The sequence below is a fragment of the Geodermatophilus sp. SYSU D01186 genome (assembly GCF_054050215.1).
Genome location: NZ_JBJGYW010000023.1, coordinates 37,065 through 63,721 on the forward strand (window position 1 = coordinate 37,065; position 26,657 = coordinate 63,721).

24 protein-coding genes are annotated in these 26,657 nt (G+C 74.2%); 9 read left to right on the top strand and 15 right to left on the bottom strand.

The annotated features are described in order from the left end of the window. Positions 1–97 precede the first annotated feature (97 nt). From araA to ACI784_RS17035, 8 genes are all read right to left on the bottom strand, one after another. Positions 98–1,609: an L-arabinose isomerase gene (gene araA, locus ACI784_RS17000; protein ID WP_457014242.1), complete on the bottom strand. Its 1,512-nt coding sequence runs from the start codon at positions 1,607–1,609 to the stop codon at positions 98–100. 10 nt (positions 1,610–1,619) lie between these two features. Further along, positions 1,620–2,297, bottom strand: coding sequence for an L-ribulose-5-phosphate 4-epimerase (locus ACI784_RS17005; RefSeq protein WP_457014243.1), 678 nt, complete (start codon positions 2,295–2,297; stop codon positions 1,620–1,622). Then, positions 2,294–3,970: a xylulokinase gene (locus ACI784_RS17010; RefSeq protein ID WP_457014244.1), complete on the bottom strand. Its 1,677-nt coding sequence runs from the start codon at positions 3,968–3,970 to the stop codon at positions 2,294–2,296. Before ACI784_RS17010 ends, ACI784_RS17005 begins: the two co-directional genes overlap by 4 nt. Before the next feature lie 99 nt (positions 3,971–4,069). Next, positions 4,070–5,107 carry a LacI family DNA-binding transcriptional regulator gene (locus ACI784_RS17015; protein WP_456922823.1) on the bottom strand — a complete coding sequence of 346 codons (1,038 nt, stop codon included), beginning with the start codon at positions 5,105–5,107 and terminating at the stop codon, positions 4,070–4,072. Positions 5,108–5,205: 98 nt separating this feature from the next. After that, positions 5,206–6,471: a multiple monosaccharide ABC transporter permease gene (gene mmsB / locus ACI784_RS17020; protein ID WP_456925251.1), complete on the bottom strand. Its 1,266-nt coding sequence runs from the start codon at positions 6,469–6,471 to the stop codon at positions 5,206–5,208. Next, positions 6,468–8,006, bottom strand: coding sequence for a multiple monosaccharide ABC transporter ATP-binding protein (gene mmsA, locus ACI784_RS17025; RefSeq protein ID WP_456925250.1), 1,539 nt, complete (start codon positions 8,004–8,006; stop codon positions 6,468–6,470). Before mmsA ends, mmsB begins: the two co-directional genes overlap by 4 nt. A 168-nt stretch (positions 8,007–8,174) precedes the next feature. Beyond that, the gene (gene chvE, locus ACI784_RS17030; protein ID WP_456925249.1) at positions 8,175–9,332 is read right to left on the bottom strand and encodes a multiple monosaccharide ABC transporter substrate-binding protein; all 1,158 of its coding nucleotides are present in this window, start codon (positions 9,330–9,332) and stop codon (positions 8,175–8,177) included. 418 nt (positions 9,333–9,750) lie between these two features. Next, positions 9,751–10,689, bottom strand: a complete 939-nt coding sequence (locus tag ACI784_RS17035; protein ID WP_456925248.1) for a DUF5926 family protein — start codon at positions 10,687–10,689, stop codon at positions 9,751–9,753. 50 nt (positions 10,690–10,739) lie between these two features. On the opposite strand from ACI784_RS17035, the gene ACI784_RS17040 reads away from it, so the two are divergent. Both ACI784_RS17040 and ACI784_RS17045 read left to right on the top strand, forming a co-directional pair. Continuing rightward, on the top strand, positions 10,740–11,948 hold the full coding sequence (locus tag ACI784_RS17040; protein ID WP_457014245.1) for a cytochrome P450: 1,209 nt from the start codon (positions 10,740–10,742) through the stop codon (positions 11,946–11,948). 166 nt (positions 11,949–12,114) lie between these two features. Continuing rightward, positions 12,115–13,734: a long-chain fatty acid--CoA ligase gene (locus ACI784_RS17045; protein WP_456925246.1), complete on the top strand. Its 1,620-nt coding sequence runs from the start codon at positions 12,115–12,117 to the stop codon at positions 13,732–13,734. Between the two features lie 39 nt (positions 13,735–13,773). Here the strand turns inward: ACI784_RS17045 and ACI784_RS17050 are convergent, their stop codons facing one another. After that, on the bottom strand, positions 13,774–14,103 hold the full coding sequence (locus tag ACI784_RS17050) for a rhodanese-like domain-containing protein (RefSeq protein WP_456925245.1): 330 nt from the start codon (positions 14,101–14,103) through the stop codon (positions 13,774–13,776). Between the two features lie 57 nt (positions 14,104–14,160). On the opposite strand from ACI784_RS17050, the gene ACI784_RS17055 reads away from it, so the two are divergent. Further along, positions 14,161–14,670 (top strand): PH domain-containing protein, encoded by a 510-nt coding sequence (locus tag ACI784_RS17055; RefSeq protein ID WP_457014246.1) that lies wholly within the window; start codon positions 14,161–14,163, stop codon positions 14,668–14,670. 77 nt (positions 14,671–14,747) lie between these two features. Then, positions 14,748–16,229 (top strand): PH domain-containing protein, encoded by a 1,482-nt coding sequence (locus tag ACI784_RS17060; protein WP_457014247.1) that lies wholly within the window; start codon positions 14,748–14,750, stop codon positions 16,227–16,229. Here the strand turns inward: ACI784_RS17060 and ACI784_RS17065 are convergent. The 3 genes from ACI784_RS17065 to ACI784_RS17075 all read right to left on the bottom strand — a co-directional run bounded on the left by ACI784_RS17065 (position 16,180) and on the right by ACI784_RS17075 (position 19,378). Beyond that, positions 16,180–17,511 (bottom strand): glutamate mutase L, encoded by a 1,332-nt coding sequence (locus ACI784_RS17065; protein WP_457014248.1) that lies wholly within the window; start codon positions 17,509–17,511, stop codon positions 16,180–16,182. The genes ACI784_RS17060 and ACI784_RS17065 overlap by 50 nt on opposite strands. Next, positions 17,508–18,608 (bottom strand): saccharopine dehydrogenase family protein, encoded by a 1,101-nt coding sequence (locus ACI784_RS17070; RefSeq protein WP_457014249.1) that lies wholly within the window; start codon positions 18,606–18,608, stop codon positions 17,508–17,510. The genes ACI784_RS17065 and ACI784_RS17070 overlap by 4 nt, the downstream gene beginning before the upstream one ends. Before the next feature lie 83 nt (positions 18,609–18,691). After that, complete coding sequence (locus tag ACI784_RS17075; RefSeq protein ID WP_456925240.1) at positions 18,692–19,378, bottom strand: response regulator; 687 nt, start codon at positions 19,376–19,378, stop codon at positions 18,692–18,694. A gap of 67 nt (positions 19,379–19,445) precedes the next feature. Here ACI784_RS17075 and ACI784_RS17080 point away from each other — a divergent pair, with 67 nt between their 5' ends. The 3 genes from ACI784_RS17080 (at position 19,446) to ACI784_RS17090 (ending at position 21,517) form a co-directional block, all read left to right on the top strand. Continuing rightward, positions 19,446–20,177 carry a sensor histidine kinase gene (locus tag ACI784_RS17080; RefSeq protein ID WP_456925239.1) on the top strand — a complete coding sequence of 244 codons (732 nt, stop codon included), beginning with the start codon at positions 19,446–19,448 and terminating at the stop codon, positions 20,175–20,177. 140 nt (positions 20,178–20,317) lie between these two features. Continuing rightward, on the top strand, positions 20,318–21,178 hold the full coding sequence (locus tag ACI784_RS17085) for a manganese catalase family protein (protein ID WP_456925237.1): 861 nt from the start codon (positions 20,318–20,320) through the stop codon (positions 21,176–21,178). 108 nt (positions 21,179–21,286) lie between these two features. Beyond that, complete coding sequence (locus ACI784_RS17090) at positions 21,287–21,517, top strand: hypothetical protein (RefSeq protein WP_456925236.1); 231 nt, start codon at positions 21,287–21,289, stop codon at positions 21,515–21,517. A gap of 106 nt (positions 21,518–21,623) precedes the next feature. Here the strand turns inward: ACI784_RS17090 and ACI784_RS17095 are convergent, their stop codons facing one another. Both ACI784_RS17095 and ACI784_RS17100 read right to left on the bottom strand, forming a co-directional pair. Next, positions 21,624–23,270, bottom strand: coding sequence for a solute symporter family protein (locus ACI784_RS17095; protein ID WP_456925235.1), 1,647 nt, complete (start codon positions 23,268–23,270; stop codon positions 21,624–21,626). Further along, on the bottom strand, positions 23,260–23,649 hold the full coding sequence (locus tag ACI784_RS17100) for a DUF485 domain-containing protein (protein WP_456925234.1): 390 nt from the start codon (positions 23,647–23,649) through the stop codon (positions 23,260–23,262). The genes ACI784_RS17095 and ACI784_RS17100 overlap by 11 nt, the downstream gene beginning before the upstream one ends. Before the next feature lie 159 nt (positions 23,650–23,808). Here ACI784_RS17100 and ACI784_RS17105 point away from each other — a divergent pair, with 159 nt between their 5' ends. Beyond that, the gene (locus tag ACI784_RS17105; RefSeq protein WP_457014250.1) at positions 23,809–25,116 is read left to right on the top strand and encodes a Rieske 2Fe-2S domain-containing protein; all 1,308 of its coding nucleotides are present in this window, start codon (positions 23,809–23,811) and stop codon (positions 25,114–25,116) included. 10 nt (positions 25,117–25,126) lie between these two features. On the opposite strand, the gene ACI784_RS17110 is transcribed toward ACI784_RS17105, so the two are convergent. After that, on the bottom strand, positions 25,127–25,270 hold the full coding sequence (locus tag ACI784_RS17110; RefSeq protein WP_456925232.1) for a hypothetical protein: 144 nt from the start codon (positions 25,268–25,270) through the stop codon (positions 25,127–25,129). Between the two features lie 166 nt (positions 25,271–25,436). Between ACI784_RS17110 and ACI784_RS17115 the strand changes: the two genes are divergently transcribed. Continuing rightward, complete coding sequence (locus ACI784_RS17115) at positions 25,437–26,651, top strand: MBL fold metallo-hydrolase (protein WP_457014251.1); 1,215 nt, start codon at positions 25,437–25,439, stop codon at positions 26,649–26,651. Positions 26,652–26,657: the final 6 nt, after the last annotated feature.

Below are 26,657 nucleotides of genomic sequence, written 5' to 3' on the forward strand. Positions count from 1 at the left end.
AACCCCGTCCCGGGAAGCTCGTGCTCTGCCCACCGTGGTGGGCACAGCACGAGCACCGCAGGAGCAGGTCGGTCCGGGGAGGGACGCCGTCCGGCGGCTAGAGCCCCTGCGCCAGCCGGTGGTAGGCCGCGCTCCAGCGCAGCTCCTTGGCCAGCGACCGGCGCGTGGTGTCGGCGTCGATCACGACCAGCTCGGTGGAGAACACCTCGGCCAGGTCGATCAGCTCGTCGGCACCGAGAGCGGTCGACAGCACCGTGTGGTGCGGGCCGCCGGCGGTCAGCCAACCCTCGGTCGCCGTCTCGAAGTCCGGCCGGGGCTCCCAGACGGCGCGGGCGACGGGCAGGTTCGGCAGCGGCTCGTCGGGCTCGACGACGTCGATCTCGTTGGCCACCCAGCGGAACCGGTCACCCAGGTCGCACCAGCCGACGACGACGCCCTCGCCCGGGGCCGCGGTGAACACCAGCCGGGCCGGGTCCTCGCGGCCGCCGATCGACAGCGGGTGCACCTCGACCCGCGGCCGCTCACCGGCGATCGTCGGGCAGACCTCGAGCATGTGGGCGCCGAGGATCTTCGGGGTGTCGGTGGCCAGGTGGTAGGTGTAGTCCTCCATGAACGAGGTGCCGCCCGGCAGCCCGTGGGCGGCGACCTTGAGGGTGTGCAGCAGCACCGAGGTCTTCCAGTCGCCCTCGCCGCCGAAGCCGTAGCCGTCGGCCATCAGCCGCTGGACGGCGATGCCCGGGAGCTGGCGCAGCCCCCCGAGGTCCTCGAAGTTCGTGGTGAACGCGCCGAAGCCGCCGTCCTCGAGGAAGGTGCGCAGCGCGGCCTCGATGCGGGCCTGGTAGCGCACCGCCTCGTGCTGCCCCCCGCCCGGGCGGGCGTCGTCGGCGAACTCGTAGAGGTCGCCGTACTCGGCGACCAGCGCGTCGACGGCGGAGTCCTCGACGGCGTCCACCACGGCGACCAGGTCGTTGACGCCCCAGGTGTTCACCGAGACGCCGAAGCGGATCTCCGCCTCCACCTTGTCGCCCTCGGTCACCGCGACGTTGCGCATGTTGTCGCCGAACCGGGCCAGCTTGAGCGACCGTACCGCCGCCGCGGCGGCTGCGGCGCGCGCCCAGGAGCCCACCCGCGCCTTGACCCGCGGGGTGTCCACGTGCCCGGCGACCGTCGTCCGCGGCATCCGCAGCCGGGTCAGGATGAACCCGTACTCGCGGTCGCCGTGGGCGGCCTGGTTGAGGTTCATGAAGTCCATGTCGATCGTCGCCCACGGCAGGGCGGCGTCGGCCTGGGTGTGCAGGTGCAGCAGCGGCTTGCGCAGCGCGTCCAGCCCGGAGATCCACATCTTCGCCGGGGAGAAGGTGTGCATCCAGGTGATGACGCCGACGCACGAGGGGTCCTCGTTGGCCTCGCCCATCGCCCGCCGGATGGCGCCGGCGTCGGTCAGGACCGGCTTCCAGACCACCCGGATCGGGACCTCACCGGCCTGGTCGAGCGCGGCGGCGACGCGCTGGGACTGCTCGGCGACCTGCTGGAGCGTCTCCTCGCCGTACAGCCCCTGGCTGCCCGTCAGGAACCACAGCTCGTGCCCGGTGAACGGGTCCGTGCGCATCAAGCCTTCCTCACTGTCCGTAGACGTTCTGGTAGCGCGTGTACAAGGAGTCGACGTCGGCCTGGGCGATCGGCAGCGGCTCGCCGAGCTGGCGCGAGAAGTGCACCGTGCGGGCGACGTCCTCGGTCATGACGGCGGCCTTCACCGCGGCCTTCGCCGACGGGCCGATGGTGAACACGCCGTGGTTGCGCATGAGCACCGCCGGGGAGCGGGAGCCCGACAGCGTGGCCACGATCCCCTGGCCGATCGAGTCGTCGCCGATCAGCGCGAACGGCCCGACCGGGATGGGGCCGCCGAACTCGTCGGCCATCGCGGTCAGCACGCACGGGATCGGCTCGGCGCGCGCCGCCCAGGCCGTGGCGTACGGGCTGTGCGTGTGCACCTGGCCGTTGACCTCGGGCATGTTCCGGTAGACGTAGGCGTGCGCGTCGGTGTCGCTGGAGGGCTTCTTCACGCCGTCCACGGCGTTGCCGTCGAGGTCGCAGACGGTGACGCCCTCCCAGGTCAGCTCGTCGTACTCGACGCCGCTGCCCTTGATCACGAACAGGTCCTCGCCGGGCACCCGCTCGGAGACGTTGCCCGACGTCCAGGTCACCAGCTCGTAGCGGGTCAGGTAGGAGTGCAGGCGGGCCACGTGCTCGCGCTGCTCGCGGTGGGTCCCGCGCTCGGTCAGGGTGGGGAGGCTCATACCGGCTGCTCCTCGGTCAGGGCGGCGGAGGTCGTGTCGGGATCGGCGGGCCGCGGCTCGGCCCGTCGGTGGTCGTTGCCCACGTGGTCCACGGCGGCCCGCTGGACCGGGAGTGCCGCGGTGTACCGCCGCATGAACGCGTCGAAGCCGGCGACGTCGGCCGGCTCGGGGTCGACGGTCTCCAGCTCGGTACCGGTGAAGACGGCGGTGTCCAGGTAGTCGGCCAGGGTCTGCTCCGGCGAGCGCCGGGTCGAGAAGGCTGCGAGGACGGCCATCCCCCACGCGCCGCCCTCGGCCGCGACGTCCCCGACGGAGACCGGCGTGTCGATCGCCGCGGCCAGGAAGCGCTGCGCCACGCCCCGGGTCCTGAACAGGCCCCCGTGCGCGAACATCCGGTCCAGCCGCACGCCCTCGGCCTTCTGCAGGACGTCCATGCCGATCCGCAGGGTGGCCAGGGAGGCGAACAGGTGTGTCCGCATGAAGGTGCCCAGGTCGAACGTGCTGTCCGGGGACCGCAGGAAGAGCGGCCGCCCCTCCTCGAAGCCGGTGATCGGCTCGCCCGAGAGGTAGTTGTAGGCCAGCAGCCCGCCGCAGTCGGCGGCCCCACCGAGCGCGGCGGTGAACAGGGTCTCGAAGACCGCCGACGGGTCGGCGGCGGCCCCCAGGGCCCGGGCGAACTCGGCGAACAGCCCGGCCCACGCGTCGAGCTCACTGGCCCCGTTGTTGCAGTGCACCATCGCCACCGGGTCCCCGGCCGGCGTCGTGACCAGGTCGAGCTCGGGGTGCGCCCGGCTGAGCTCGTGCTCGAGCACGACCATGGCGAAGATGCTGGTCCCGGCGGAGACGTTGCCGGTGCGCGGGGCGACCGAGCCGGTGGCGACCATCCCCGTCCCCGCATCGCCCTCGGGCGGGCACAGCGGGATGCCGGCCCGCAGCCGCCCGGTGGGGTCGAGCAGCTCGGCGCCCGCGTCCGTCAGCGTGCCGGCCGGCTGCCCCGCGAGCGCGATCGCCGGCAGCAGGTCCGCGAGGGTCAGCTGCGCCCCCGCCTCGGCCGCGAGCCGGTCGAACCGGGCCAGCATCGCGGCGGAGTAGCCGCCGGTGTCGCCGTCGATCGGGAACATGCCGCTGGCGTCGCCGACGCCGAGCACCTTCTCCCCCGTGAGCTGCCAGTGCACGTAGCCGGCCAGCGTCGTCAGGTGGTCCAGCCGGCCGACGTGCTCCTCGCCGTCCAGGATCGCCTGGTAGAGGTGCGCGACGCTCCACCGGTGCGGGATGTTGACGCCGAACTCCGCGCTGAGCCGCTCGGCCGACTCCCCCGTGTTCGTGTTGCGCCAGGTCCGGAACGGGGTCAGCAGCTCCCCGGCGGCGTCGAACGCCAGGTAACCGTGCATCATCGCCGACACGCCGAGCCCGCCGACCGTGGTGAGCTCCACCCCGTGGCGTCGCCGCACGTCGTCGGCCAGGGCCGCGACACCCTCCTGCACGCCGGCCCAGACGGCGTCCAGCGAGTACGTCCAGAGCCGGTCCACGAACTGGTTCTCCCAGTCGGAGGTGCCGACGGCGAGCGGAGCGTGGTCCGGGCCGATCAGCACGGCCTTGATGCGGGTCGAGCCCAGCTCGATCCCCAGGGCGGTGCGGCCTGCGGTGATCGCCGCGCCGGCATCCGTCGTCATGTCAGGAGACCCCTCCGTCACCGGTGACAGGCCCGTCCCGGCGATCCGGTCGACCGCCGGACGTCGCCCGGGAATGTGGATGTTAGCGCTAACACGTGCTCAGTTCGGCGCCCGGTGCGGAGCCGGCCCGGTGCTCGAGCGGACCAGCAACGCCGGCGGCACCGGGTCCGGGTGCAGCTCCTCGCCGTGGAGCCGCGCGAGCACCAGCCGCACCCCGCGGCGGCCGAGCTCGGCGAAGTCCTGCCGGACCGTGGTCAGCGGCGGGGTGAAGTAGGGGGCCTCGGGCAGGTCGTCGAAGCCGACGACGCTGACGTCGCGCGGCGCGTCCAGCCCCTCCTCGTGGAAGGCGGCCAGCAACCCGAGCGCCATCTGGTCGTTGGCCAGGAACACCGCGGTGACCTCCTCGCCGGCGCGCACCCGCGCGGCGAGGTCCTTGCCGGCGGCGTACCCCGACGACGGGGTCCAGTCCCCGCGCAGGTACGGCGGGACCGGCACCCCGTGCGCGCACAGCTCCGCCCGCCAGCCGGCGATGCGGTCCCGCGCCTCCTGCGAGTCGGCCGGGCCGGTCACGTGGTGCACCGTGCGGTGGCCGAGGCCGAGCAGGTGCCGCGTGGCCAGCCGCGCCCCGGTCACCTGGTCCACGCCCACGGCCGGCTCCTCGACCGCGCCGCCGCTCTGCACGATGACCACGGGGAGCGGCGTGTCGATGAGGTGCAGGGCCTCCGCGGCGTCGTCGTAGGTGGCCAGCGCCACCACCGCGTCGACCGACTGGCCGACGAACCGGTCCACCGCCGCCCGCATCGCCTCGGCGGTCGCCTCGTCCAGGACCGTGACCGACAGCGAGTAGCCGGCGGCGCGCGCGGCCTGCTCCAGCCCGACCAGCGTCTGCGCCGGGCCGTACTGGTTGATGTTCACGGTGACGAAGCCGATGGTGCGGGTCGAGCCGGTGACCAGCGCCCGCGCGGCGGAGTTCGGCCGGTAGCCGAGCTCCCGGATCGCCCGCTCGACCCGTTCCCGGGTCTGCGGTGCGACGTTGCGGTGCCCGTTGATCACCCGGGAGACCGTCTGGTGCGAGACACCGGCCCGGGCGGCGACGTCGGACATGACCAGCGCGCGGGTCGCCCCCTCGGGCTCCACCGTCCACCCCTCCCGTCGACGGGGCGCCTCTGCCCCGTGTGGTCGCCCCGTGCCGTCGGGGGCGGTCCCGCGGCCCCCCGCGGGACCGCCCCGGCGACTCAGCGCGAGGCGCCGGCCCGCCGCTTGTTGTAGACGTCGAAGGCCACGGCGAGGAGCAGGACCAGGCCCTTGACCACCGACTGGATGGACTGGTCGATGCCCATGAGCTGCATGCCGTTGCTCATCACGGCCATGATCAGACCGCCGACCATGGCGCCGACGACCGTGCCGACACCACCGGTGACGGCCGCACCGCCGATGAAGCACGCGGCGATCGCGTCGAGCTCGAACATGTTGCCGGCGCTGGGCTGGGCGCCGTTGGACCGCGACGAGAAGACGATGCCCGCGACCGCGGCCAGGAAGCCCATGTTGACGAAGATCCAGAAGTTGACCGCCCGGACCTTGACGCCGGACAGCGTCGCGGCGGCCAGGTTGCCGCCGATCGCGTACACCTGGCGCCCGAACACGGTGCGCTTGGTGATGACGCCGTAGGTGATGATCAGCACGGCCAGGATGATCAGCACGATCGGCAGGCCGCGGGCGTGCGCCAGCTGCCAGGCGAACCACATGACCACCGCGCCGACGAGGACGATCCTGGCGACGAACAGCGGGAAGCTCTCCACCGGCTGCTGGTACTTGATCCGGGCCAGGCGGGTGCGGAAGCTGCTGAACGCGTAGCCCGCGACGGCGATCGCGCCGATGAGCAGGGTGAACGCGTCGTAGCCGTTGCCGCCGATGAGCCCGTTGAGGAAGCCGCTGGCGATGCGGCCGTACCCGGGCGGGAACGGCGAGAGCGAGATGTTGTCGAGCACCTGCAGCGTGAGCCCGCGGAACAGCAGCATGCCGGCGAGGGTCACGATGAACGCGGGGATGCCGACGTAGGCGACCCAGAAGCCCTGCCAGGCGCCGATGGCCAGGCCGACCGCGATCGCGGCCAGCGCACCGGCCCACCACGGCATGCCCTGGCGGATGACCAGGACGGCGGAGACCGCCCCGGTGAGCGCGACCACCGACCCGACGGACAGGTCGATGTGCCCGGCGATGATCACGATCACCATGCCGATGGCCAGGATCAGGATGTAGCTGTACTGCAGGACGATGTTCGTGACGTTGCCGGGGCTCAGCGAGGTGCCGCCGGTCAGCACCGCGAACAGCGCGACGATGACCACGAAGGCCACGTAGATGCCGCTCTGGCGCAGGTTGCTCGTGAGCAGGGTGCGGACGTTGCTGGTCCCGGTGTGCAGCGCGACAGCGGGGGCGACGTCCTTGGGAGCCGTGGCGGTCTGGGCCTCCGGGTCCGACGAGGGGGGAACGGTCCTGGTCATGCCGCGAGCTCCTTCTCCTTGGTCATGAGCTCCATCAGGTTCTCCTGGGTTGCCTGCCCGACGGGCATCTCGCCGGTTATCCGGCCCGCCGACAGCGTGTAGATCCGGTCGCTGATGCCCAGCAGCTCGGGCAGCTCGGAGGAGATGACCAGCACCGCCTTACCGGCGGCGACCAGCCGGTTGATGATCGTGTAGATCTCGTACTTCGCCCCCACGTCGATGCCGCGGGTGGGCTCGTCGAGGATGAGCACCTCGGGGTCGGTGTACAGCCACTTGGACAGCACGACCTTCTGTTGGTTGCCACCGGAGAGCTTCCCGACGACCGACGTCACGCTGGGCGCCTTCACGTTCATGCTCTTCCGATAGCCCTCGGCGACCTTGATCTCCTCGTTGCCGTTGACGAAGCCCTTGGTGGCGAGCTTGTTCAGGGCGGCGGCGGAGACGTTGCGCCGAATGTCCTCGATCAGGTTGAGGCCGTAGTGCTTGCGATCCTCGGTGGCGTAGGCGATGCCGGCGTCGATCGCCTCGGCGACGTTCTTCGGCCGGACCTCCTTGCCGTGCACGAACATCCGTCCGGTGATGTTCCGCCCGTAGGCACGCCCGAAGATGCTCATGGCCAGCTCGGTGCGCCCGGCACCCATCAGGCCCGCGATGCCGACGACCTCGCCGGCGCGGACGGTGAAGGTGGCGCCGTCGACGATCTTGCGGTCCTGCGTGGGGTGCCAGACGGTCCAGTCCTCGACGCGCAGCACCTCCTCGCCGGGGTGCGACTCGCGCTCGGGGTAGTAGCTGTCCAGGTCGCGGCCGACCATCCCCCGGATGATCCGCTCCTGGGTGACCTCGCCGGCGTGCAGGCTCAGCGTCTCCACCGTCTTGCCGTCGCGGATGACGGTCACGTTGTCGGAGACCGCGGTGATCTCGTTCAGCTTGTGCGAGATCATGATGCAGGTGATCCCGCGCTCGCGGAGGCGCCGCAGCAGGTCGAGCAGGTGCGCGGAGTCGTTGTCGTTGAGCGCCGCCGTCGGCTCGTCGAGGATCAGCAGCCGCACGTCCTTGGACAGCGCCTTGGCGATCTCCACCAGCTGCTGCTTGCCGACGCCGAGCTGGCCGACCGGCGTGACCGGGTTCTCCGCCAGGCCCACGGACCGGAGCAGCTCGGCGGCCTCGGCGTTGGCCTTGTTCCAGTCGATCAGCCCGCCGCGGCCGCGACGCTCGTTGCCGAGGAAGATGTTCTCGGCGATCGACAGGTAGGGCACCAGGGCGAGTTCCTGGTGGATGATCACGATGCCGACGTGCTCGCTGTCGCGGATGCCGTTGAAGCGGACCGGCTGACCGTCGTAGATGATCTCGCCGTCGTAGTCGCCGGCCGGGTAGACGCCGGAGAGCACCTTCATCAGCGTCGACTTGCCGGCGCCGTTCTCGCCGCAGATGGCGTGGATCTCGCCGCGGCGGACCTTCAGGTTCACGTCCGACAGCGCCTTCACGCCGGGGAACGTCTTGGTGATGGAGCGCATCTCGAGGATGTGGTCGTCCATGGGACCTCGTCGTCCTGTCGTCGGTGCGCACCGAGCGCGCCCGCGGATGGTGGAGAGTGTGCGCCACCCCCGCACGGGGTGGCAGGTCGGACGGGACGGATGTCCCGGGGGCCGGCCGGGCCCGGCAGCGACCGCTGCCGAGCCCGGCCGGGGCTCAGGTGACGGAGGTCAGTCCGCCTGGCCGGCGGCGACCTCTTCCTGCGTCCAGTACTCGGAGTCGATCAGGACCGACTGGATGTCGTCGGCGAAGACCGTCTCGACCGGGAGCAGGTACGACGGGACGACCTTGACGCCGTTGTCGTAGGTCTCGGTGTCGTTGGCCTCGGGCTCGTTCCCCTCGGCGAACGCCGAGGCGGCGGCGACGGCCTGCTCGGCCAGCAGACGGGTGTCCTTGAAGATCGTGGAGCTCTGGACCCCGTCGGCGATCAGCTTGACCGAGGCGATCTCGGCGTCCTGACCGGTGACGATCGGCATCGGGTTGGCGGCGTCGAGGGTCGGGCCGTACCCGGCGTTCTGCAGGGCGGTGATGATGCCGCGCGAGATGCCGTCGTAGGGCGAGAGGACGCCGTCGACGCGCGAGCCGTCGTTGTAGGTGGAGGTCAGCAGGTCCTCCATGCGCCGCTGGGCGGTCTCCTGCTGCCAGCGCAGGATCGCGGCCTGCTCGATGTCGGTCTGGCCCGACTTCACGACCAGAGTGCCGTCGTCGATCTTCGGCTGCAGGACCGACATCGCGCCGTTGAAGAAGAAGAAGGCGTTGTTGTCGTCCAGCGAGCCGGCGAACAGCTCGATGTTGAACGGCCCGGTGGCGGTGCCCGGCGAGCCGTCGGCGTTGAGCAGGCCGAGGCCGGTCAGGAGCGCGTTGCCCTGGGCCACACCGACGGCGAAGTTGTCGAACGTGACGTAGAAGTCGACGTTCTCGCTGTCGCGGATCAGCCGGTCGTAGGCGATGACCGGGATGTTGTTCGACGCCGCGTTCTCCAGCTGGCCCGCGAGCGCGGTGCCGTCGATCGCCGCGATGACGAGGATGTCGGCACCCTCGGTGATCATCTGGTCGATCTGCTGCGACTGGGTCGGGATGTCGTCGTTGGCGTACTGCAGGTCGACGGTGTACCCCTCTCCCTCCAGCTGCTCCTTGACGTTGTTGCCGTCGGCGATCCAGCGCTCGGAGGTCTGGGTCGGCATCGAGACACCGATCGTCAGGTCCTCCGCGTCGCCGCCGCTGCCGGCGCCTCCGCTGCCCCCGGCGCCCTCGCCGCCGCAGGCCGCCAGCGAGAGCGCGAGCACCGCGCTCGCGGCGGTCAATCCGAGCCTTGTCCGCACTGCCATCTCCTCCTCGAGACGTCTGCCCGCCGAGAACCCCGGCGCTCAGGCTCGCCCCGGGGCGAGCGCATAAGTGTGAGCGCTAACAAGCGCAGTGCGTCAACTCCTGGCCGCCAAGAAACCGTCACGTTCTCGTAACGTCGCCGTCGTCCGCGTGCACCCTGTCGGGGTGGCGTCGCAGCGCGTCGCGACCACCCTTACCCTCCGGTAACTTCGCGCCGCCTCACGACACCGAGCGGCTTGCCCGGACCGGGGCTGACGCGCGAGATCGGCGGTCTCGTGGCGATCAGCCGCTGATGGTCACGAGACCGCCGATCTCGGCGCGGGGAGAGCCCGTCCACCCCCGCAAGGCAACCGTGCCCCGCCCACCGGGGTGGACGGGGCACGGGGTCGCGAAGGGGCCGCCCGGGCGGGCGGCGGGCGGTCAGCGCAGGGTGATCTGGCGGGAGAGCAGGCCCGCGCGGGCCCGGCGCTCGTCGGAGGTGAGCGGGTCGGTGACGGCCAGCGCCTGCTCCAGTCGCTCCCCGAACTCCCGGGCCGGGCCGGCCCACTCGGCGGCCGGGGCGTCGGCCGGCAGGTCCCACACCGGGACGACGAGCCCGTGGGCACGGAAGGCGCCGGCGTACCGGGTGCTCTCCCCGAGGGTGATCTGCTCGGCGGCGCGCAGCCTGGCCAGGGCGTCGAGCAGCGGCTCCTCGGCCTCCGGGCGGACCCAGCGCAGGTGCGCCCGCTCGCCCCCGGGCCGCACCCAGTAGGCCGCGCCGAGGCCGGGCAGCAGCTCGGTGGGCAGCACGGCGGCGTTGGCCTGCTCCAGCCCGGCCCTCGCGGCGGGCCCGGCGTCGGTGCCCTCCAGCCAGAACCCGAAGTCGGCGTGCACGGTCACCTCGAGCGGCGCGTCGAGGTCGAGCAGCTCCTGCAGCCGGGGCCCCGCCGAGCCGGCGCCACCGATCGGACCGGGCTCGACCGGCGCACCCTTCGGCGCCTCGAGCGCCGCGGCCAGCGCCGTCCCGAGGTCGCGGCTGACGTCGTCGGAGGAGGCCTGCAGCTGGACGCCGAGCAGGATCTCCCCGTTGGCCCGCACCAGCGCCGGGGCGCCGCCGGGCAGCACGCTGGCCAGGGTGACCTCCCGGCCGTCGGCGGTCTTCAGCGGCGCGGTCGCCGCGGGCACCAGCTCGCGCAGGGCCACCCAGTGCGGCTCGCCGGGCAGCCCCTCGAACGGGCGGGTGACCGGCGGGGCGTAGCCGGAGCCGTGGCAGTGCTTGTACCGGCGGCCGGAGCCGCAGGGGCAGGGCGCCTTGGGGTTGACACCGCCGTCGGTGGCGGCGGGGGCAGCGGAGCGCTTGCGGGTCGCGGAGCGGGCCATGGGGACGAGCCTAGGTGGGTGCTCACTGCGGCCCTTCTAGGCTCCGGAGGGTGACCAGCACCGCCCCCCTGCTCGACCTCACCGACCCCGACGTCGTCGCCGACCCCTACCCGGCCTTCGCCCGGGCGCGCGCGGCCGCACCGGTCCAGTGGCACGAGGAGCTGGGCCTGTGGCTGGCCTTCGGCCACGCGGAGGCCAACGCCGTCCTGCGCGACCGCCGGCTGGGCCGGATCTGGCGGGACAGGGAGCCGGCCGAGCGGTTCGGCGACTTCAACCTCATCCACCGCAACGCCATCCTCGAGATGGAGCCCCCGGACCACACCCGGCTGCGGCGGCTGATCAGCACCGCGTTCGCCCGTGGCCACGTGGAGCGGCTGCGGCCGTGGGTGGAGGAGTTGGCCGGCCGGCTGGTCGACGGGCTGGTGGAGCGCTCCGGCGGGGCCGAGCCGGTCGACGTCCTCTCGGGCATGGCCGAGCAGCTGCCCGTCGACGTCATCGCGGAGCTCCTGGGCGTGCCGGACGCCGACCGGCCGCTGCTGCGCCCGTGGTCCAACGCCATCGTGAAGATGTACGAGTACGGGCGGACGACGGCCGTCGAGGAGGCCGCGGAGCGCGCCGCCGGCGAGTTCGTCGCCTACCTGCGCGAGCTGGCCGCCGACCGCCGTCAGCACCTCGGCGACGACCTGGTCAGCCACCTGGTCACGGTGCGCGACACCGAGGGCGACCGGCTCACCGAGGACGAGCTGGTCACCACCTGCATCCTGCTGCTCAACGCCGGCCACGAGGCGACGGTCAACGTCACCGGCAACGGCCTGCTCGCCCTGCTGCGCCACCCGGACCAGCTGGCCCGGCTGCGCGCGGACCGGGCGCTGCTGCCGACGGCGATCGAGGAGCTCATGCGCTTCGACTCGCCCCTGCAGCTGTTCGAGCGGACCGCCACCGAGGACGTCGAGATCGCCGGGGTGACCGTCCGCGAGGGGCAGAAGATCGCCGCGCTGCTGGGTTCGGCCAACCACGACCCCGCCGTGTTCGCCGACCCGGAGACCCTCGACGTCGGCCGCACCGACAACCCGCACATCACCTTCGGCGCCGGCGTCCACTTCTGCATCGGCGCGCCGCTGGCCCGGGTCGAGCTGCAGGCCTCGTTCGGCGCGCTGCTCGACCGCACCGCACGGCTGGAGCTCGGCGGCGAGCCGGTGCGGCGTCCGGAGTTCGTGATCCGCGGCCTGGCGCGGCTGCCCGTCGTCCTCGGCCGCTGACGCACTCGGCGCCCGGGCCGAGGCGGGACCCCTGACGGCTCGGTGCCGCCTGCCACGCGGTACACCGCGAGGACGGCGACCACACCGCGACGTGGGTGACCGTCGCGCCGACCCCTCCCCGCCCGAGCGGTAGAACGTGGGCCAGGTCACTGGCACGATCCAGACCATGCGTGGGCTGATGCAGGACTACCCCCTGACCATCGATGCGATCTTCCGGCACGTCGAGCAGCACTACGGCGACGGGACGATCGCCACGGCCGGGCCGGGCGGCACCACGCGGACGACGTACGCGGAGTGGGCGCAGCGCACCCGGAAGCTGGGCGGGGTGCTCGACACCCTCGGCATCAGCGCCGACGGCCGGGTGGGCACGTTCGGCTGGAACAGCCAGCGCCACCTGGAGCTGTACTTCGCCGCGCCGTCCACCGGCCGGGTGCTGCACACCCTCAACATCCGGCTGTTCCCCGAGCAGCTGACCTACATCGCCAACCACGCCGAGGACGAGGTCGTCTTCGTCGACCGCACCGTGCTGCCACTGCTGTGGCCGCTGATCGACACGATGAAGACGGTCAGGCAGGTCGTGGTCATGGACGACGGCGGCTCCAACGAGATCCCGGACGACCCGCGGGTGCTCGACTACGAGGCGCTGCTGGCCGAGGCGCAGCCGGTCGACTTCCACGTCGAGGACGAGTGGCGCGCGGCGTCGATGTGCTACACGAGCGGTACCACGGGCAACCCGAAGGGCGTCGTCTACAGCCACCGCTCGACCTGGCTGCACACCATGGGGGTGATGGCGCCCAACGCCTTCGGCCTCGGCATCCAGGACGTCGCCATGCCGGTCGTGCCGATGTTCCACGCCAACGCCTGGGGCATCGCGCAGGCCGCGCCCGCCGCCGGCGCCTCGCTGGTCATGCCGGGCCCGATGATGCAGCCCGAGGCGCTCGCGAACCTCATCGTCGAGGAGGGCGTCACCTTCACCGCCGGCGTCCCGACGATCTGGCAGGGCGTGCTGCCGCACCTGGCCGGCCGGTCGCACCGGCTGCGGGAGATCGGGTGCGGCGGATCGGCGGTGCCGCGGGCGCTGAGCGAGGCCTACCGCGAGCAGGTCGGCCTGCCGATCCTGCAGGCGTGGGGCATGACCGAGACCCACCCGGTGGCGTCGTCGGGCATCCTGCCCCGCCGCTACGCCGACGCCGACGACGACACCAAGGCCAGCCAGCGGGCGCGCGCGGGCATCCCGTTCCTCGGTGTGGAGGCGCGCATCGTCGACGCCGAGACGTTCGAGCCGCAGCCGTGGGACGACGAGGCCACCGGCGAGCTGCAGGTGCGCGGGCCGTGGTGCGCGCAGGACTACTACAACCCCGACGCCGGCGTGGAACTGTCGACGCCGGACGGCTGGATGAGGACCGGCGACGTCGCCGCGATGGACGAGTACGGCTCGATCCGCATCGCCGACCGCACCAAGGACCTCATCAAGTCCGGCGGTGAGTGGATCAGCTCGGTCGACCTCGAGAACGCGATCATGAGCCACCCGAAGGTCAAGGAGGCCGCGGTCGTCGGCATCCCGCACCCGAAGTGGGACGAGCGTCCGCTGGCCTGCGTCGTCCTCAAGGAGGGCGAGGAGATGAGCGCCGACGAGGTGCTCGAGCACCTCAAGCCGCAGGTGGCCAAGTGGTGGCTGCCGGACGCGGTGACGTTCATCGACGAGGTGCCCAAGACCAGCGTCGGCAAGTTCTCCAAGAAGGACCTGCGCGCCCGCTTCGCGGAGTTCCCGCTCGAGGGCCGGTAGCGGTCCGCTCCTCGCTCGCCGGCGCTGCTCCCGCGGCTGTCAGCGCACGAAGGGCGGCCGGCCGGTCTCGCTCACCATCGGCCGGCCGGCCGCCTCCCACTCGCCCATGCCGCCACCGACGTTCACCGCGTCGAAGCCGTTGGCGTTCAGCCACGCGGCGACCCGCGCCGAGCGGCCCCCGCCCCGGCAGGCGATGTACAGCGGATCGCCCTCGGGCAGGTCGTCGAGACGGGACGGCACCTCGCCCATCGGGATGTGCGTCGCACCCTCGATGTGCCCGTGCACCCACTCGTCGTCCTCACGGACGTCGAGGACGACGGCGTCCTCGGGGAGCTCGCTGGCGGAGACGGTCGGGACCTGCTGCGGCATCACGCACCCCATCGTGACACGCGGCCACGGAGTGCCGGGCTGCGAGGATGGGCCGCGATGAGCACCGACGCCACCGCCCCCGTGCAGGACCCCGCCTGGGCCCTGTCCCGCTCCGCGATCGGGTTGTGGGTCGTCGAGGGCGTGCTCGGCGCGCTGTTCTACGGGGCGCTGGTCACCGCCTTCGTGCTGTTCGTCCCGGTCGGCGGCCCGGTGCCGGTGCTGCGCTGGGTGCTGTCGACGCTGGTGGCCGGCTACGCCGTGGTGGCGATCGGCATCCGGCCGTGGTTCCGCCACCGCGTGCACCGGTGGGAGGTCACCGAGGAGGCGGTCTACACCCTCACCGGCTGGCTCACCCGCACCTGGACGCTGGTGCCGGTCTCGCGCATCCAGACCGTCGACGTCACCCGCGGCGTGCTGCAGCAGCTGTTCGGCCTGGCCACCGTCGCGGTGCTCACCGCCTCCAGCCAGGGCACCGTGCGGGTCTGGCACCTGGAGGCCGACGTCGCCGCCCGGGTCGCCGACGACCTCGCCCGGCGCGCGGAGCTGGTCCGCGACGAGGCGACGTGAGCGGACAGGAGCGCGAGCATCGCGGCGAGGAACGAGCGAGGAGCGGAGCGCTCCGCGGCGGCGAGCCGGAGGGCACCGTGAGCCGACCCCCGGCTCCGGCGCCGCCCGGCCGGCGGACCTCGCCGTGGATCGTGGCCGTGCACACCGCCACCTTCCGGCAGGCCCGGCAGCTGGTGCCGGTGCTGATCCCCGTCGTCGCGGTCACCGGTCTGGACGACGGGCTGACCACGGTCGTCGTCCTGGCCGCGGCGATCACCGCGCTGTCGCTGGCGGCCGCCGTCCTCAGCTGGTGGCGGTTCAGCTACGCCGACGGGCCCACCGCGGTGGTCGTGACCCGCGGGCTGCTGGCCCGCTCGGTGCGGACGGTGCCCAACGACCGCATCCGCGGCGTGGAGGTCGAGACGCCGCCGCTGCACCGGGTGTTCGGGCTGGTGCGCGTGCGCATCGACGCCGCGGCCGGCGCGGTGGGCGTCAACGGCGAGGAGGTCGTCGTCGACGGCGTCCCGCGGGCCGAGGGCGACCGGCTGCGCGCGACGCTGCTGGCCCGCCGGGGCGCCGCACCGGCCGGCGTCCCCGCACCGGCGGACGGCGTCGCCGAGGAGGTCCTCGAGGAGGAGTTCGCCCGCTTCGACAACCGCTGGCTGCTGTACGCCCCGCTGGTCGGCAGCTACCTCGTCGTGCCGATGGCCGCCGTCGGCACGCTGTTCCGGTTCCTCGACGAGCTGCCCGACTCGCTGGTCCCCGAGCTCGACGGCCCCGACCTCTCCGACGTCCAGCTGCTGGTGGTCGCCGCGGTGCTCGCGGTCGTGCTGCTGGCGCTCGCCGCGGTGGTCGGCGCCGCGCTGGTCAACTGGCGATTCCGGCTGGTGCGGCGCGGCGCCACGCTGGTCGCCGTCCGCGGGCTGCTCACCCGGCGGCACACCGAGCTCGAGGTCGACCGCATCCGCGGGGGCACCCTCAGCGAGGGCCTCGGCATGCGCTGGGTGCGCGCCGCTCGGGTGAACGCGCTGGTCACCGGCCTCGGCCAGGCGAACCGGCGGGGGCAGCTGCTGCCGCTGGGTCCGCGCACGGAGGCCGAGGCACTGCTGCGCCGCCTGGTCGACGAGCCCGGACCGCTGGTCGCCCACCCGCCCGCGGCGCGGCGCCGACGGCTGGTCCGCGCGGTGCTCAGCGGCCTGCTGCTGACCGCCACCGGGGCCGTCGCCACGGCCACGCTCGGCTGGTGGTGGCTGCTCGCCGCCGGCGGAGTGCTCACCGCCCTCGGCGTCCCCATGGGGATCGGCCGCTACCACTCGCTCGGGCACGCGGCGGGCCCCCGCACGTTCAGCGTGCGCAGCGGCTGGCTGGTGCGCGAGCAGGCGGTGCTGCAGCGGCGGGCCGTCGTGGGGTGGCAGGTCCGGCAGAGCGTCTTCCAGCGCCGGCAGGGGGTGGCCACGGTCGTGGCGTGCGTCGGCGCGGGCAGCGGTGGCTACGCGGCCGTCGACATGGCCGCCGACGACGTCGCCGGCTTCACCGCGGCCGCGTCGTCGGGGACGTGGGCGCGGACCCTGCGCGCGTGAGCAGCCCGGTGGCGGCGTCCGGGCTGCCGGACGCCAGCAGGCCGGCCGCGGCCAGCACGTAACGCCGGTCCACGAGCACCTCCGCGTCGGCCAGGACGCCGCCGGCTCCCCCGCGGTCGGCGGCGGTCCGTGTGATCGCGGCGGCCAGCGCGGCGGGGTCCGCACGCCGGAAGACCCCGCCGGAGAGGACGACGAGGCCGCAGGTCCGCGCGCCCGCGCCGCCCGGGCCGTACGCCGCCTCGGCGCGCAGGTGCCGGCGCAGCGCGATCGTGGCCGCCGCGGCGCCCAGGTCGAGCGGGGCGTCACCGGGGACCGGCACCTGCTCGGCGGCCGCGGCCGCGCGCAGCGCTCCGACGCTCGCCTCGACGCCGAGGTCGCCCTCCACCGTGCGGCGGGCGGCCGGGACGCCGACCGCCTCGCGGCCGAGCGTCGCCTGCTCGGCGTCCGGGTCGGGCACGCAGTACACGTCGGTGGTGGCGCCGCCGACGTCCACCACCACCACGCCCGGCGCTGGTCCCCCGGACCGCGTCGCCGCCAGCACGCCCACCCCGGCGAGCACCGCGTCGGGGGTCACCGTGCGCACCCACTCCCGGAGCCGGGGGTCGGTCGAGAGCCGGTCCCCGCCGATGACGTGCCGGAGGAAGACCTCCCGGATCGCCGCCCGCGCCGGCTCGGGCGCCAGCCGGCCGATGTCGGGCAGCACGTTGTCGGTCACGGTCACGGGCCGCCCGCCGGCCCGGAGCACCGCGGCGACCTCGTCGCGGACGGCGGCGTTGCCCGCCAGGACCACCGGGACGGACCGCGGAAGGACCCCGCTGCCCCCCAGCACTCGCAGACTCGCACCGGGACCCTGCAGCGGAGCCGATGAGGCGAGGACCGCCGCGTTGTGCCGCAGCACCGAGGCCTCCCCGCCGTCCGTGCCGCCGACCAGGAGGACGACGTCGGGGTCGGCCGCCGCCAGCCGCGCCACCGCCTCGCCGGTCAGCCGCCCGGCCGCCACGTGCACCACGCGGGCACCGGCCGACAGCGCCGCCCGGTGCCCGGCCTCGGCACTGATCAGCTCCTCGTAGCCGACCACCGCCAGCCGCAACCCGCCGCCGGCGCTGGAGCAGGCGAGCACCGGCGCCTCGGGGAAGCCGGCGGTCGCGGCGAGCACCCCGCGGACGACGTCCCCCCGGTCGGTGGGCGCCTGGGCGGTGGCGAGGAGGTCGCCGCGGGGCAGCCCCACCAGCGCGGCCTTCGTCCAGGTCGAGCCGATGTCGACGCAGGCGACGGCGCTCATGCCCGGTGCAGCCCGGCCGCGGCGGCGCCCGCGGTGAGCGCCTCCAGCCCGAACGCCTGCACCGGCCCGAGCGCGCCGGTGCCCCGCAGGCCGTGCTCGGCGGCCTGCGTGGCTCCCCAGGCCAGCAGCTCGGCGGTCAGGCCGTAGGGCTCCGGGCCGGCGAGCTCCACCCGGCTCAGCACCGCGCCGCCGGCGTCCCGGACCTCGGCGACGGTGCGGGTCCGCGCCTCGGCGAGGGTGCGCTCCGACGGGGCCTCCCCCACGCGGGCGCCCACCAGCGCGGCCAGCTGCTGGGCGCCGCGGCGGACCAGCGGCAGCTGCCCGGCCAGCGGCCCCAGCGGGGCCAGCTGGTGGGCGATCGGGGTCAGCGCGCCGAACCAGTCCAGGTACACGCCGACCTCGCGCAGCCCCGGGGCGAGCCCCGGCAGGGTCAGGTGCTCGGAGCCGCCGGCCGACAGACCACGGCGGGGCCGCCCGGCGGCCTCGAACCGCCACAGCCGCCGGCCGGCCGCCTCCTCCTCCAGCCGCCCGCCGGTGAACGCGAACCCGGGCTCGAGCAGCACGCCGGCCAGCGAGACGAGCGTGCCGCGGGAGAACGCCTGCCCGGAGGTGCCGTCGAGCGCGTACCCGACGTCGACGCGGTGCGCCCGGTCGCCGGCCTCCACCAGCGCCAGCGCGCCGGCGAGCGTGCCCGGCACGTAGTCCAGGCCGAAGGCGGGGACCAGGCCGGCGCCGGTGGCTGCGGCCCGCGGCCCGGCGTCGTCGAACACCCGGCGGACGAACGGCGGCTCGCCGGTGGAGTCGAGGTACGCCGCGCCGGCGTCGACGGCGGCCTCGACCGCCGCCCCGCCGAGCCGGAGGAACGGGCCCACGGTGCTGACCAGCACGTCCCCGGTGCCGAGCAGCGCCCGTACGGATGCCGGGTCGGTGACGTCGGCCCGCGCGGTCTCCAGCCCGCCGAGCCGGCCGGCCAGCGCTGCGAGCCGGACGGGGTCGCGCCCGGCGAGCACGGGGCGGGCGCCGCGGGCGGCGAGGGCCTCCGCCGTGCGGGATCCGGTGTAGCCGGTGGCACCGAGGAGGACGATCCGCGCGCTCACCGGCCCGACCCTAGCCACGCGTGGCGAGCGAGGTGGTCGGGTAGCGGTGCCCTCATGCACCCGTGGCCGGTTGCCAATGCAACTCACCGTTGCGGGCGACCGGCGCCCCTGTCCAGGTTCACCCGGCCGGCCAGCGCGGCCGCCTCCACCCGGGTGGCGACGCCGAGACTGCGCAGCAGGTGGGCCACCAGCCGCTTGGCGGTGCGCTCGGAGACGTGCAGCGTGGTGGCGATCTCCATGGTGCTGGCGCCGTCGGCGACCAGCCGCCACAGCCGTCGCTCGTCGGCGGTCAGGCGCTCGGCGAGGCCCTTCTCGCCGGTCGGGGCGGCGTCCTCGAGCAGCCGGCGCAGCAGGTCCTCCGGCACGACCGACCAGCCGTCGAGGACGGCGAGCAGCGGCCGGACGAGCGCCTCGGGATCGGCGGTCTTGGGCAGGAAGCCGGCCGCGCCCGCGCGCAGCGCCTCGATGGCCCCGTCGGCCTCGGCCAGCCCCGACATCGCCACGACCCGGACCATCGGATCGGCCCGGCGCACCGCGGCGATCGCCCGCGTCCCGCCCGGCGGGGGCATGTGCAGGTCGATCACGGCGACGTCGGCGTGGTGCCGGCGGACCAGCGCGGCTGCCGCGGAGGCGTCATCCGTCGTCCCCGCGACCCTCACCCGCCCGTCACTCACCTCGGGCAGCAGCAGAGCCAGCCCGCGGCTGAACAGCGGGTGGTCGTCGACGAGCACGACGTCGACGGGTCGGCGCTCAGCCCCGGCGTCGGTCAACCGGATCCCCCCACACGGTCACTGCGCTCCGGTGCGCTGCTGACCGGACCGCACGTCGGAGGTGCCCATGACCCTGGCCGCCAACCCATCGACGCGTCCCCACCCCCGGCTGCTCGCCGACCTGCTCCACCGTGTGCACGCGCACCTGCGCCGGCCACGGCCCGAGGTCCCGGACGAGCGGGCACCCAGTCCCGAGGACGCCGTCGTCCGGGCGCTGTGCCACGACATGCGCACCCCGCTGGCCTCCCTGGAGGCGGCGCTCGGTTCGCTCGGGAGCGCGTCGGCGGACCCGGTCGAGCTGCTGGAGCTGGCCCGCGCCCAGACCGCGCACCTGTCGTCGATGCTGCGCACGGCGGCGGCCACCGGCGGGGCGGTCTCCCGCGGCCGCGGCGCCCGCGCACTGGGCGACGTCGTCCGCGTCTCCGTCACGACCGCCGGCCTGCCCGAGCGGCAGCTCACGGTGCGGTTCGGCGGAGGAGCGGAGGACGTCGCGGTGGCCGACGCCCGCGTCCAGCGGATCCTGGTCAACCTGCTGGAGAACGCCCACCGCCACGGGGACGGTGCCCCGGTGCGGCTGGCGGTCACGCGGCGGCCCGGCTGGGTCGACCTCGCCCTCACCCAGGCCGTCGCCCGGCCCGAGCGGCTGATCGGCCACCTCCGCACCGAGCTGCCGCCGCCGGACCTGACCGGCCTCGGCCTGTGGTCGGTGCGGCGGCAGAGCCGGGAGCTCGGCGGGCGTGTGGTGTGGGACGTCGGTGGCCGGTCGCTCACGCTGACCGTGCAGCTGCCCGACCGCTGAGGCCCCGGCAGGTGTCCCCACGGGACGCCGTCGATTGGCACGCGGGGGCCACCGCTCGGCACGGGCGGGCCACCGGGCGCGGGCAGGTCCCTGGTGTCCCGCACGAGCGGGGACGCGACGACGCCAGGGAGAACACGCGCATGTTCACGCACACCCACGCCCTGCAGTACGAGGCCAAGCCCGACGGCCCCGACCCGGACTTCGCCCGCAAGATGCAGGAGGTGCTGGGCGGTCAGTGGGGCGAGATGACCGTCGCCACGCAGTACCTGCTGCAGGGCTGGAACTGCCGGCTGCCCGGCAAGTACAAGGACCTGCTCCTCGCCATCGGCACCGAGGAGCTGGCGCACGTCGAGATGATCGTGACGATGATCGACCGGCTGCTCGACCACATCCCGCTCAAGCCGGACGCCGCCGACCGCACCAAGGAGGCCGCCGCCGGGTACGGGCAGCACAACCCGCAGCACCCGATCGTCAACGGCGCCGGCGCCTCCTACATGGACAGCATGGGCAACCCCTGGACCGGCGCCTACGTCACCGCCAGCGGCAACCTCATGGCCGACTTCATGTACAACGCGACCGCCGAGATGCAGGGTCGGCTGCAGGTGGCCCGGCTCTACAACATGACCGACGACCCCGGCGTCAAGGACCTGCTGCGGTTCCTCATCACCCGCGACCACTACCACCAGCAGCAGTGGCTGGCCGCCATCGAGGAGCTCAAGGACGACGGGCTCGAGGGCATCCCGGTGCCCGAGGCGTTCCCGCTGGAGGAGGAGGTCGCCGACCTCGGTTACACCTTCATCGACGCCTCCGACGGTCCCGAGGCGGCCGCGGGTCGCTGGGCGTCCGGCCCGTCCGTCGACGGCCGCGGCCAGTTCTCCGCGCGGCCGATCGAGGCCACCGCCGACGCGCCGATCCTGCCCCCGGGTGACCCGCGGCTGTTCCCGACGCCCCAGCAGCCGGGGCAGTCGATGCTGCAGAAGGCCAAGGACCTGCTCAAGTAGGCCGGCTCGCCCGTCCCGTCCTGCGCCGTCGCCGTGCCGGTGACCGGGTCCCCGACGACCCGGTCACCGGCCGGCGGGACGCCTCCACCCGCCCCCGGAGGGAGCACCGTGCACCTGCACCTCCCCGCCGTCCTGCTGACGGTGGTCTACGCCGCGGCCGTCGCCGTCGCGGTCACCGCGCCCGGCGAGCACGCCGTGGCCGGTCTCGTCGTCCTCGCCGGCCTCGTCACCCGCTGGGCCGTCCGGCACCGCCGCGCCGGGGTCGCGCCCGCTCCGGCCGCCCCCGGCGTCGACGCCGTCCTGGCACCCGACACCGCCCCGGCCCGGGCCGCCGCCTGAACCGCGCGAGGCGCGCGCCCCCACCCGGGGACGCGCGCCTCGGCTCAGGCCCCCGTGCAGGGCCCCGCCGCGAGCCTGCGAGCGGTGGGGGGCACGGGGTCCTCCTTCAGTGCTGGACGGCCTTCTCCGCGCCGATCCCGGTGAGCGCCCGCACCTCGAGCTCAGCCCACTTCTCCTCGTTCGGGCGCTCCTTGGACAGGACGGTGCCCAGCCAGCCGAGGAAGAACGACAGCGGGATGGAGACGATGCCCGGGTTGGAGAGCGGGAACCAGGAGAAGTCGACGCCCTGGATCAGCGAGGTGCTCTTGCCGGTCGCCTCGACGATCGGCGCCCCCGACACCACCGGCGAGAAGATGATCAGGACGATGCAGGCGATCAGCCCGCCGTACATCGACCACAGCGCGCCCTGGGTGGTGAAGCGCTTCCAGAACAGCGTGTAGAGGATGGTCGGCAGGTTCGCCGAGGCGGCGACGGCGAAGGCCAGCGCCACGAGGAAGGCGATGTTCAGGCCGGCCTGCAGCGCCAGGATGCCCAGCCCGATGGCGATCGCGCCGATGACGACGGCGGTGATGCGGGCGACCCGCACCTCGCCGTTGGGCGGCACCTTGCCCTTCTTGATCACCGACGCGTAGACGTCGTGCGCGAAGGACGCCGACGCGGTGATCGTCAGGCCGGCGACGACGGCGAGGATCGTGGCGAAGGCGACGCCGGCGATGATGCCCAGCAGCACGGTGCCACCGAGCTCGAAGGCCAGGAGCGGGGCCGCGGAGTTCACCGCACCCGGGGCGCCGAGGATCCGCTCCGGGCCGACGAGCGCACCCGCGCCGTAGCCGATCACCAGGCTGAACAGGTAGAAGATGCCGATCAGCCAGATCGCCCAGACCACCGAGCGGCGGGCGTCCTTCGCCGTCGGCACGGTGTAGAAGCGCATGAGCACGTGCGGCAGGCCCGCCGTCCCCAGCACCAGGGCCAGGCCGAGGGAGACGAAGTCCAGCTTCGAGGTCCCGGTCGCGCCGTACTGCGCACCGGGCGCCAGCACGTCGCGGCCCTCGACGGCGTTGTCCACCGAGGCCCCGAGCAGCGCGGACAGGTTGAACCCGAACTGCGCCAGCACCCACAGCGTCATGACCAGGGCGCCGGCGATGAGCAGCGAGGCCTTGATGATCTGCACGTACGTGGTGCCGCGCATGCCGCCGACGAGCACGTAGATGATCATCAGCGCGCCCACCAGGACGACGACCAGCGCCTGCGCCGCCTCGCCGGTGACGCCGAGCAGGAGGGTCACCAGCCCGCCCGCGCCGGACATCTGGGCCAGCAGGTAGAACAGCGACACCGCGAGGGTGGAGATCGCCGCCGCCGTCCGCACCGGCCCCTGCCGCATCCGGAAGGCGAGCACGTCGGCCATGGTGAAGCGCGCGGTGTTGCGCATCAGCTCGGCGACCAGCAGCAGCGCCACCAGCCAGGCGACGAGGAAGCCGATCGAGTAGAGGAACCCGTCGTAGCCGAAGACGGCGATGGCGCCGGCGATGCCGAGGAACGAGGCCGCCGACAGGTAGTCGCCGGCGATGGCCAGCCCGTTCTGGGTGCCGCTGATGTTGCGGCCGGCCGCGTAGTAGTCCGCGGCGCTCTTGTTGGTGCGGCTGGCCCGGAAGGTGATGACCAGGGTGATGGCGACGAAGACCCCGAAGATCGCGATGTTGATCGCCGGGTTGCCGATCGTCCCGCTGTCGGCGGCGAGCACGTCAACGATCACGGGTGACCTCCCCGCCCACCGACGCGTCCCGGTGGCGGGCGTAGTCGTGGTGCTCCAGCCGCTCCCGCATCTCGTCGGCGATCGGGTCGGTGCGCCGGTCGGCGTGGGCGACGTAGAGGTGCGTGATGACGAAGGTCGTCACGAACTGCGCGAGGCCCAGCACGATCCCCAGGTTGACGTTGCCGAACACCGGGGTGGACATGAAGCCCGGCGCGTAGGTCGAGAGCAGCACGTAGAGCAGGTACCAGGCCAGGAAGGCCACGGTCATCGGGAACGCGAACCGACGGAACCGCCGCTTCAGCTCGGCGAACTCGGGTGAGTTCTGGGCCTCGCGGTACTCCTCCGGTGTGAGCAGCCTGCGTTCTGCGGGTGGTGTCACGGTGCGTCCTCCCCTGTGGGACCGGTGACCAGCGAGAATCGTGATCGAGGTCACTGTAGAGAGCACTCACCGCGGAGTCTCCCCGTCGAGACCGATCCGTGTCGCACGACCGTCCGACGGGCGTAACGGCACGGGAACGCGCGGACGCTGCAATGGGGCATGGCTGCATCCGGAGGCACGTCGACGGGCTGGTTCCCGGTGGCGCGGGCGGGCGAGGTCGGGACGACGCCGGTACCGGTGGGCGCCGGTGGGCGGGCGTACGTGGTTGTCCGCCTGCGGCCCGGCGGTGAGGTGAGCGCCTTCCCCGCCCGCTGTCCGCACCGGCTGGTCCCGCTGGCCGCGGCCACGGTGACCGACGGCCGGCTGCAGTGCCCGTACCACGGGTGGCGGTTCGACGGCGAGGGCCGGTGCGCGTCGATCCCCTCGCTCGGCGGCGACGGCACCCCGCCCCCGCGCGCCGACCTGGCGCTGCCGTGGGCCGTCGACGAGCGGCACGGCTGGATCTGGCTGGCGCCCGAGCGCACCGCGGTCGCCGTCCCGCCGCGGCCCTCCGCCGGCACCGTCACCGAGCCGGCACCGCCGCCGCCGGAGCCGAGCGGGCCGGTGTTCGGGAACCTGGAGCCGGCGCTGGAGCACGCGTGGCACCCGGTGGCGCTGTCCGGCGAGCTGCGCGCCGGCGGGTGGCTGCAGGTGCGGCTCCTCGGCCGGACCTGGCTGCTCCGCCGCACCGAGGAGGGGCTGCAGGCCGACGCCCCGGCGTTCGCGGTGCGGGAACGGCTCGGCGTCGTGTGGCTGGCGCCGGCGCAGCCACGGGACGTGCCGCTGGAGGTGCCCGAGGACGGCGACCGGCGCTTCGTGAGCACCTGGCTGCCCCCCGTGCGCTCGCCCGGGCCGGCCGGGCCGCTGGCCGACACGTTCCTCGACGTCGCGCACGCCCCGTTCGTGCACAGCCGGATCGGCGGCCGGCCGGACGAGGCGGAGGTCCCGCCGTTCGAGGTCACCCCCGAGCGCGGCGGGTTCCGGGCCGCCCTGGAGCGGCCGTACGAGACCCCGCACCACCCCGACGGGATCGACGGGCCGCCGGTCCGGCGCCGGGCCACCTACACCTTCCGGGCCCCGTTCCAGCTGCGCCTGCGGCTGGACTCCCCGGAGACCGGGGCCGTGACGACGGTCCTCTGCCTGCTCCAGCCGGAGGACGCCGACTCGACCCGCGTCTACACCCGGATGCTGCTGTCCGCGGGTCCCGGCGCCCGGCTGCCCTGGCCGGACGACGTCGCCCGCGAGGTCGGCATCCAGCGGCAGGTGCTCGCCGAGGACCTCGCCGTCCAGGCCCTGCTGCCCGACCACGGTCTGCCCCTGGACCTGCGCGAGGAGCTGCACGTGCGCTCCGACCGGCTCGGGGTGGCCCTGCGGCGGGCGCTGGCCGACTTCGCCGACGCCATCCCCGGGCTGCGCGGCGTGGCCTGAGCCTGCCGGCTCACTCCGCCGGCAGCAGCTCCCCGCACGCGGGGCACCGTGTGGGCGGGTCCTCGTCGGCCAGGCGGCCGCAGGCGGGGCACACCCGCCGCAGCCAGCAGGCCGGGTCCCCACCCTCCGGCTCCTCGGTGGACGACGGCGTCACGCTGCCCATCGTCGGCCGGACCCCCGCGGCCGGCAACGCCAGGCGCCCCGCGGGGGCGACGCCGGGCGCATCGCGCGGGCGGCGCCGGGCGCATCGCGCGGGCGGCGCCGAACGCACGGGCTCCCGTCGCGGCGGGCCCACCACTCCGGCTGGGATGCTGGCGGTCGTGCCGTCCGCCTCTGCCCGTCGCACCGCCTTCGCCGTCGTCGCCACCCTCGCCGGCCCCGCCGTCTGGGTCGCCCGCGCCGCGTGGGGGCTGCCCACCGCCCTCGGCGCCAGCCGCCGCGAGGTGCGGGCCTACGCCGCGGGCTCCCCGCAGTTCGCCGGCGGCCGCTTCCACAACCGCCTCACCACCCCGCAGCTGCCGCCCGCCAACGCCCGGCGCGGGCTGCTGCGGCAGATGCACGAGGAGCGGCACACCGGCCTCCCCGCCCGGCCGGTGCCGCTGGTGCAGCCGGAGCTGCCGGCCGAGGCGGGGGAGCTGGCGGTCACCTGGTTCGGCCACTCCAGCGCGCTCGTCGAGGTCGACGGGCGGCGGGTGCTGGTCGACCCGGTGTGGGGCGAGCGGGTCTCGCCGTCCCCCCTGCTGGGCCCCACCCGGCTGCACCCGGCGCCGGGGCCGCTGGCGGAGCTGCCGCCGGTGGACGCGGTGCTGGTCTCGCACGACCACTACGACCACCTGGACCTGCCGACGGTGCGGGAACTGCTGCGCACGCAGACCGCGCCCTTCGTCGTGCCGCTGGGCATCGGCGCGCACCTGCGCGGCTGGGGCGTGCCGGAGGAGCGGATCGTCGAGCTGGACTGGGACGACGCGGCCGAGGTCGCCGGCCTGACGCTCACCTGCACCGAGGCGCGGCACTTCTCCGGCCGGTTCTTGACCCGTGACACCACGCTGTGGGCCTCGTGGGTGGTCGCCGGCCCGCGGCACCGGGTGTTCTTCGGCGGGGACACCGGCTACACCCCCGCCTTCGCCGGGGTCGGCGCCCGGCTCGGCCCCTTCGACCTCACGCTGCTGCCGATCGGCGCGTACAACGACGCGTGGCAGCTGATCCACATGACGCCGGAGGAGGCCGTCCGCGCCCACGGCGACCTGGGGGGCGGACTGCTCGTGCCCGTCCACTGGGCGACGTTCAACCTCGCCTTCCACCGCTGGGCCGAGCCGGTGCAGCGGCTCTGCGCAGCGGCCCGTCGCTCGGGGGTGCAGGTGGCGGTGCCGCGGCCCGGGGAGCGGGTCGACGTCCTCGCGCCGCCGCCGCTGGAGGACTGGTGGACGCCGGTCGGCTCGGCCGTCGACGAGCGGGGGGACGACGGCGACGCCGGCGTGGGCAGCTCGGTGCTGGCGCGGGCGGCGTCCTGGCTGGTGGCCCGGCGCCAGGCCTGAGCGGAG

Bases quoted from the DNA above. Each gene is read 5' to 3' on its own strand.
- araA (WP_457014242.1), bottom strand. From the start codon at position 1,609: ATGCGCACGGACCCGTTCACCGGGCACGAGCTGTGGTTCCTGACGGGC.
- ACI784_RS17005 (WP_457014243.1), bottom strand. From the start codon at position 2,297: ATGAGCCTCCCCACCCTGACCGAGCGCGGGACCCACCGCGAGCAGCGC.
- ACI784_RS17010 (WP_457014244.1), bottom strand. From the start codon at position 3,970: ATGACGACGGATGCCGGCGCGGCGATCACCGCAGGCCGCACCGCCCTG.
- mmsB (WP_456925251.1), bottom strand. From the start codon at position 6,471: ATGACCAGGACCGTTCCCCCCTCGTCGGACCCGGAGGCCCAGACCGCC.
- mmsA (WP_456925250.1), bottom strand. From the start codon at position 8,006: ATGGACGACCACATCCTCGAGATGCGCTCCATCACCAAGACGTTCCCC.
- chvE (WP_456925249.1), bottom strand. From the start codon at position 9,332: ATGGCAGTGCGGACAAGGCTCGGATTGACCGCCGCGAGCGCGGTGCTC.
- ACI784_RS17035 (WP_456925248.1), bottom strand. From the start codon at position 10,689: ATGGCCCGCTCCGCGACCCGCAAGCGCTCCGCTGCCCCCGCCGCCACC.
- ACI784_RS17045 (WP_456925246.1), top strand. From the start codon at position 12,115: ATGCGTGGGCTGATGCAGGACTACCCCCTGACCATCGATGCGATCTTC.
- ACI784_RS17050 (WP_456925245.1), bottom strand. From the start codon at position 14,103: ATGCCGCAGCAGGTCCCGACCGTCTCCGCCAGCGAGCTCCCCGAGGAC.
- ACI784_RS17055 (WP_457014246.1), top strand. From the start codon at position 14,161: ATGAGCACCGACGCCACCGCCCCCGTGCAGGACCCCGCCTGGGCCCTG.
- ACI784_RS17065 (WP_457014248.1), bottom strand. From the start codon at position 17,511: ATGAGCGCCGTCGCCTGCGTCGACATCGGCTCGACCTGGACGAAGGCC.
- ACI784_RS17080 (WP_456925239.1), top strand. From the start codon at position 19,446: ATGACCCTGGCCGCCAACCCATCGACGCGTCCCCACCCCCGGCTGCTC.
- ACI784_RS17085 (WP_456925237.1), top strand. From the start codon at position 20,318: ATGTTCACGCACACCCACGCCCTGCAGTACGAGGCCAAGCCCGACGGC.
- ACI784_RS17105 (WP_457014250.1), top strand. From the start codon at position 23,809: ATGGCTGCATCCGGAGGCACGTCGACGGGCTGGTTCCCGGTGGCGCGG.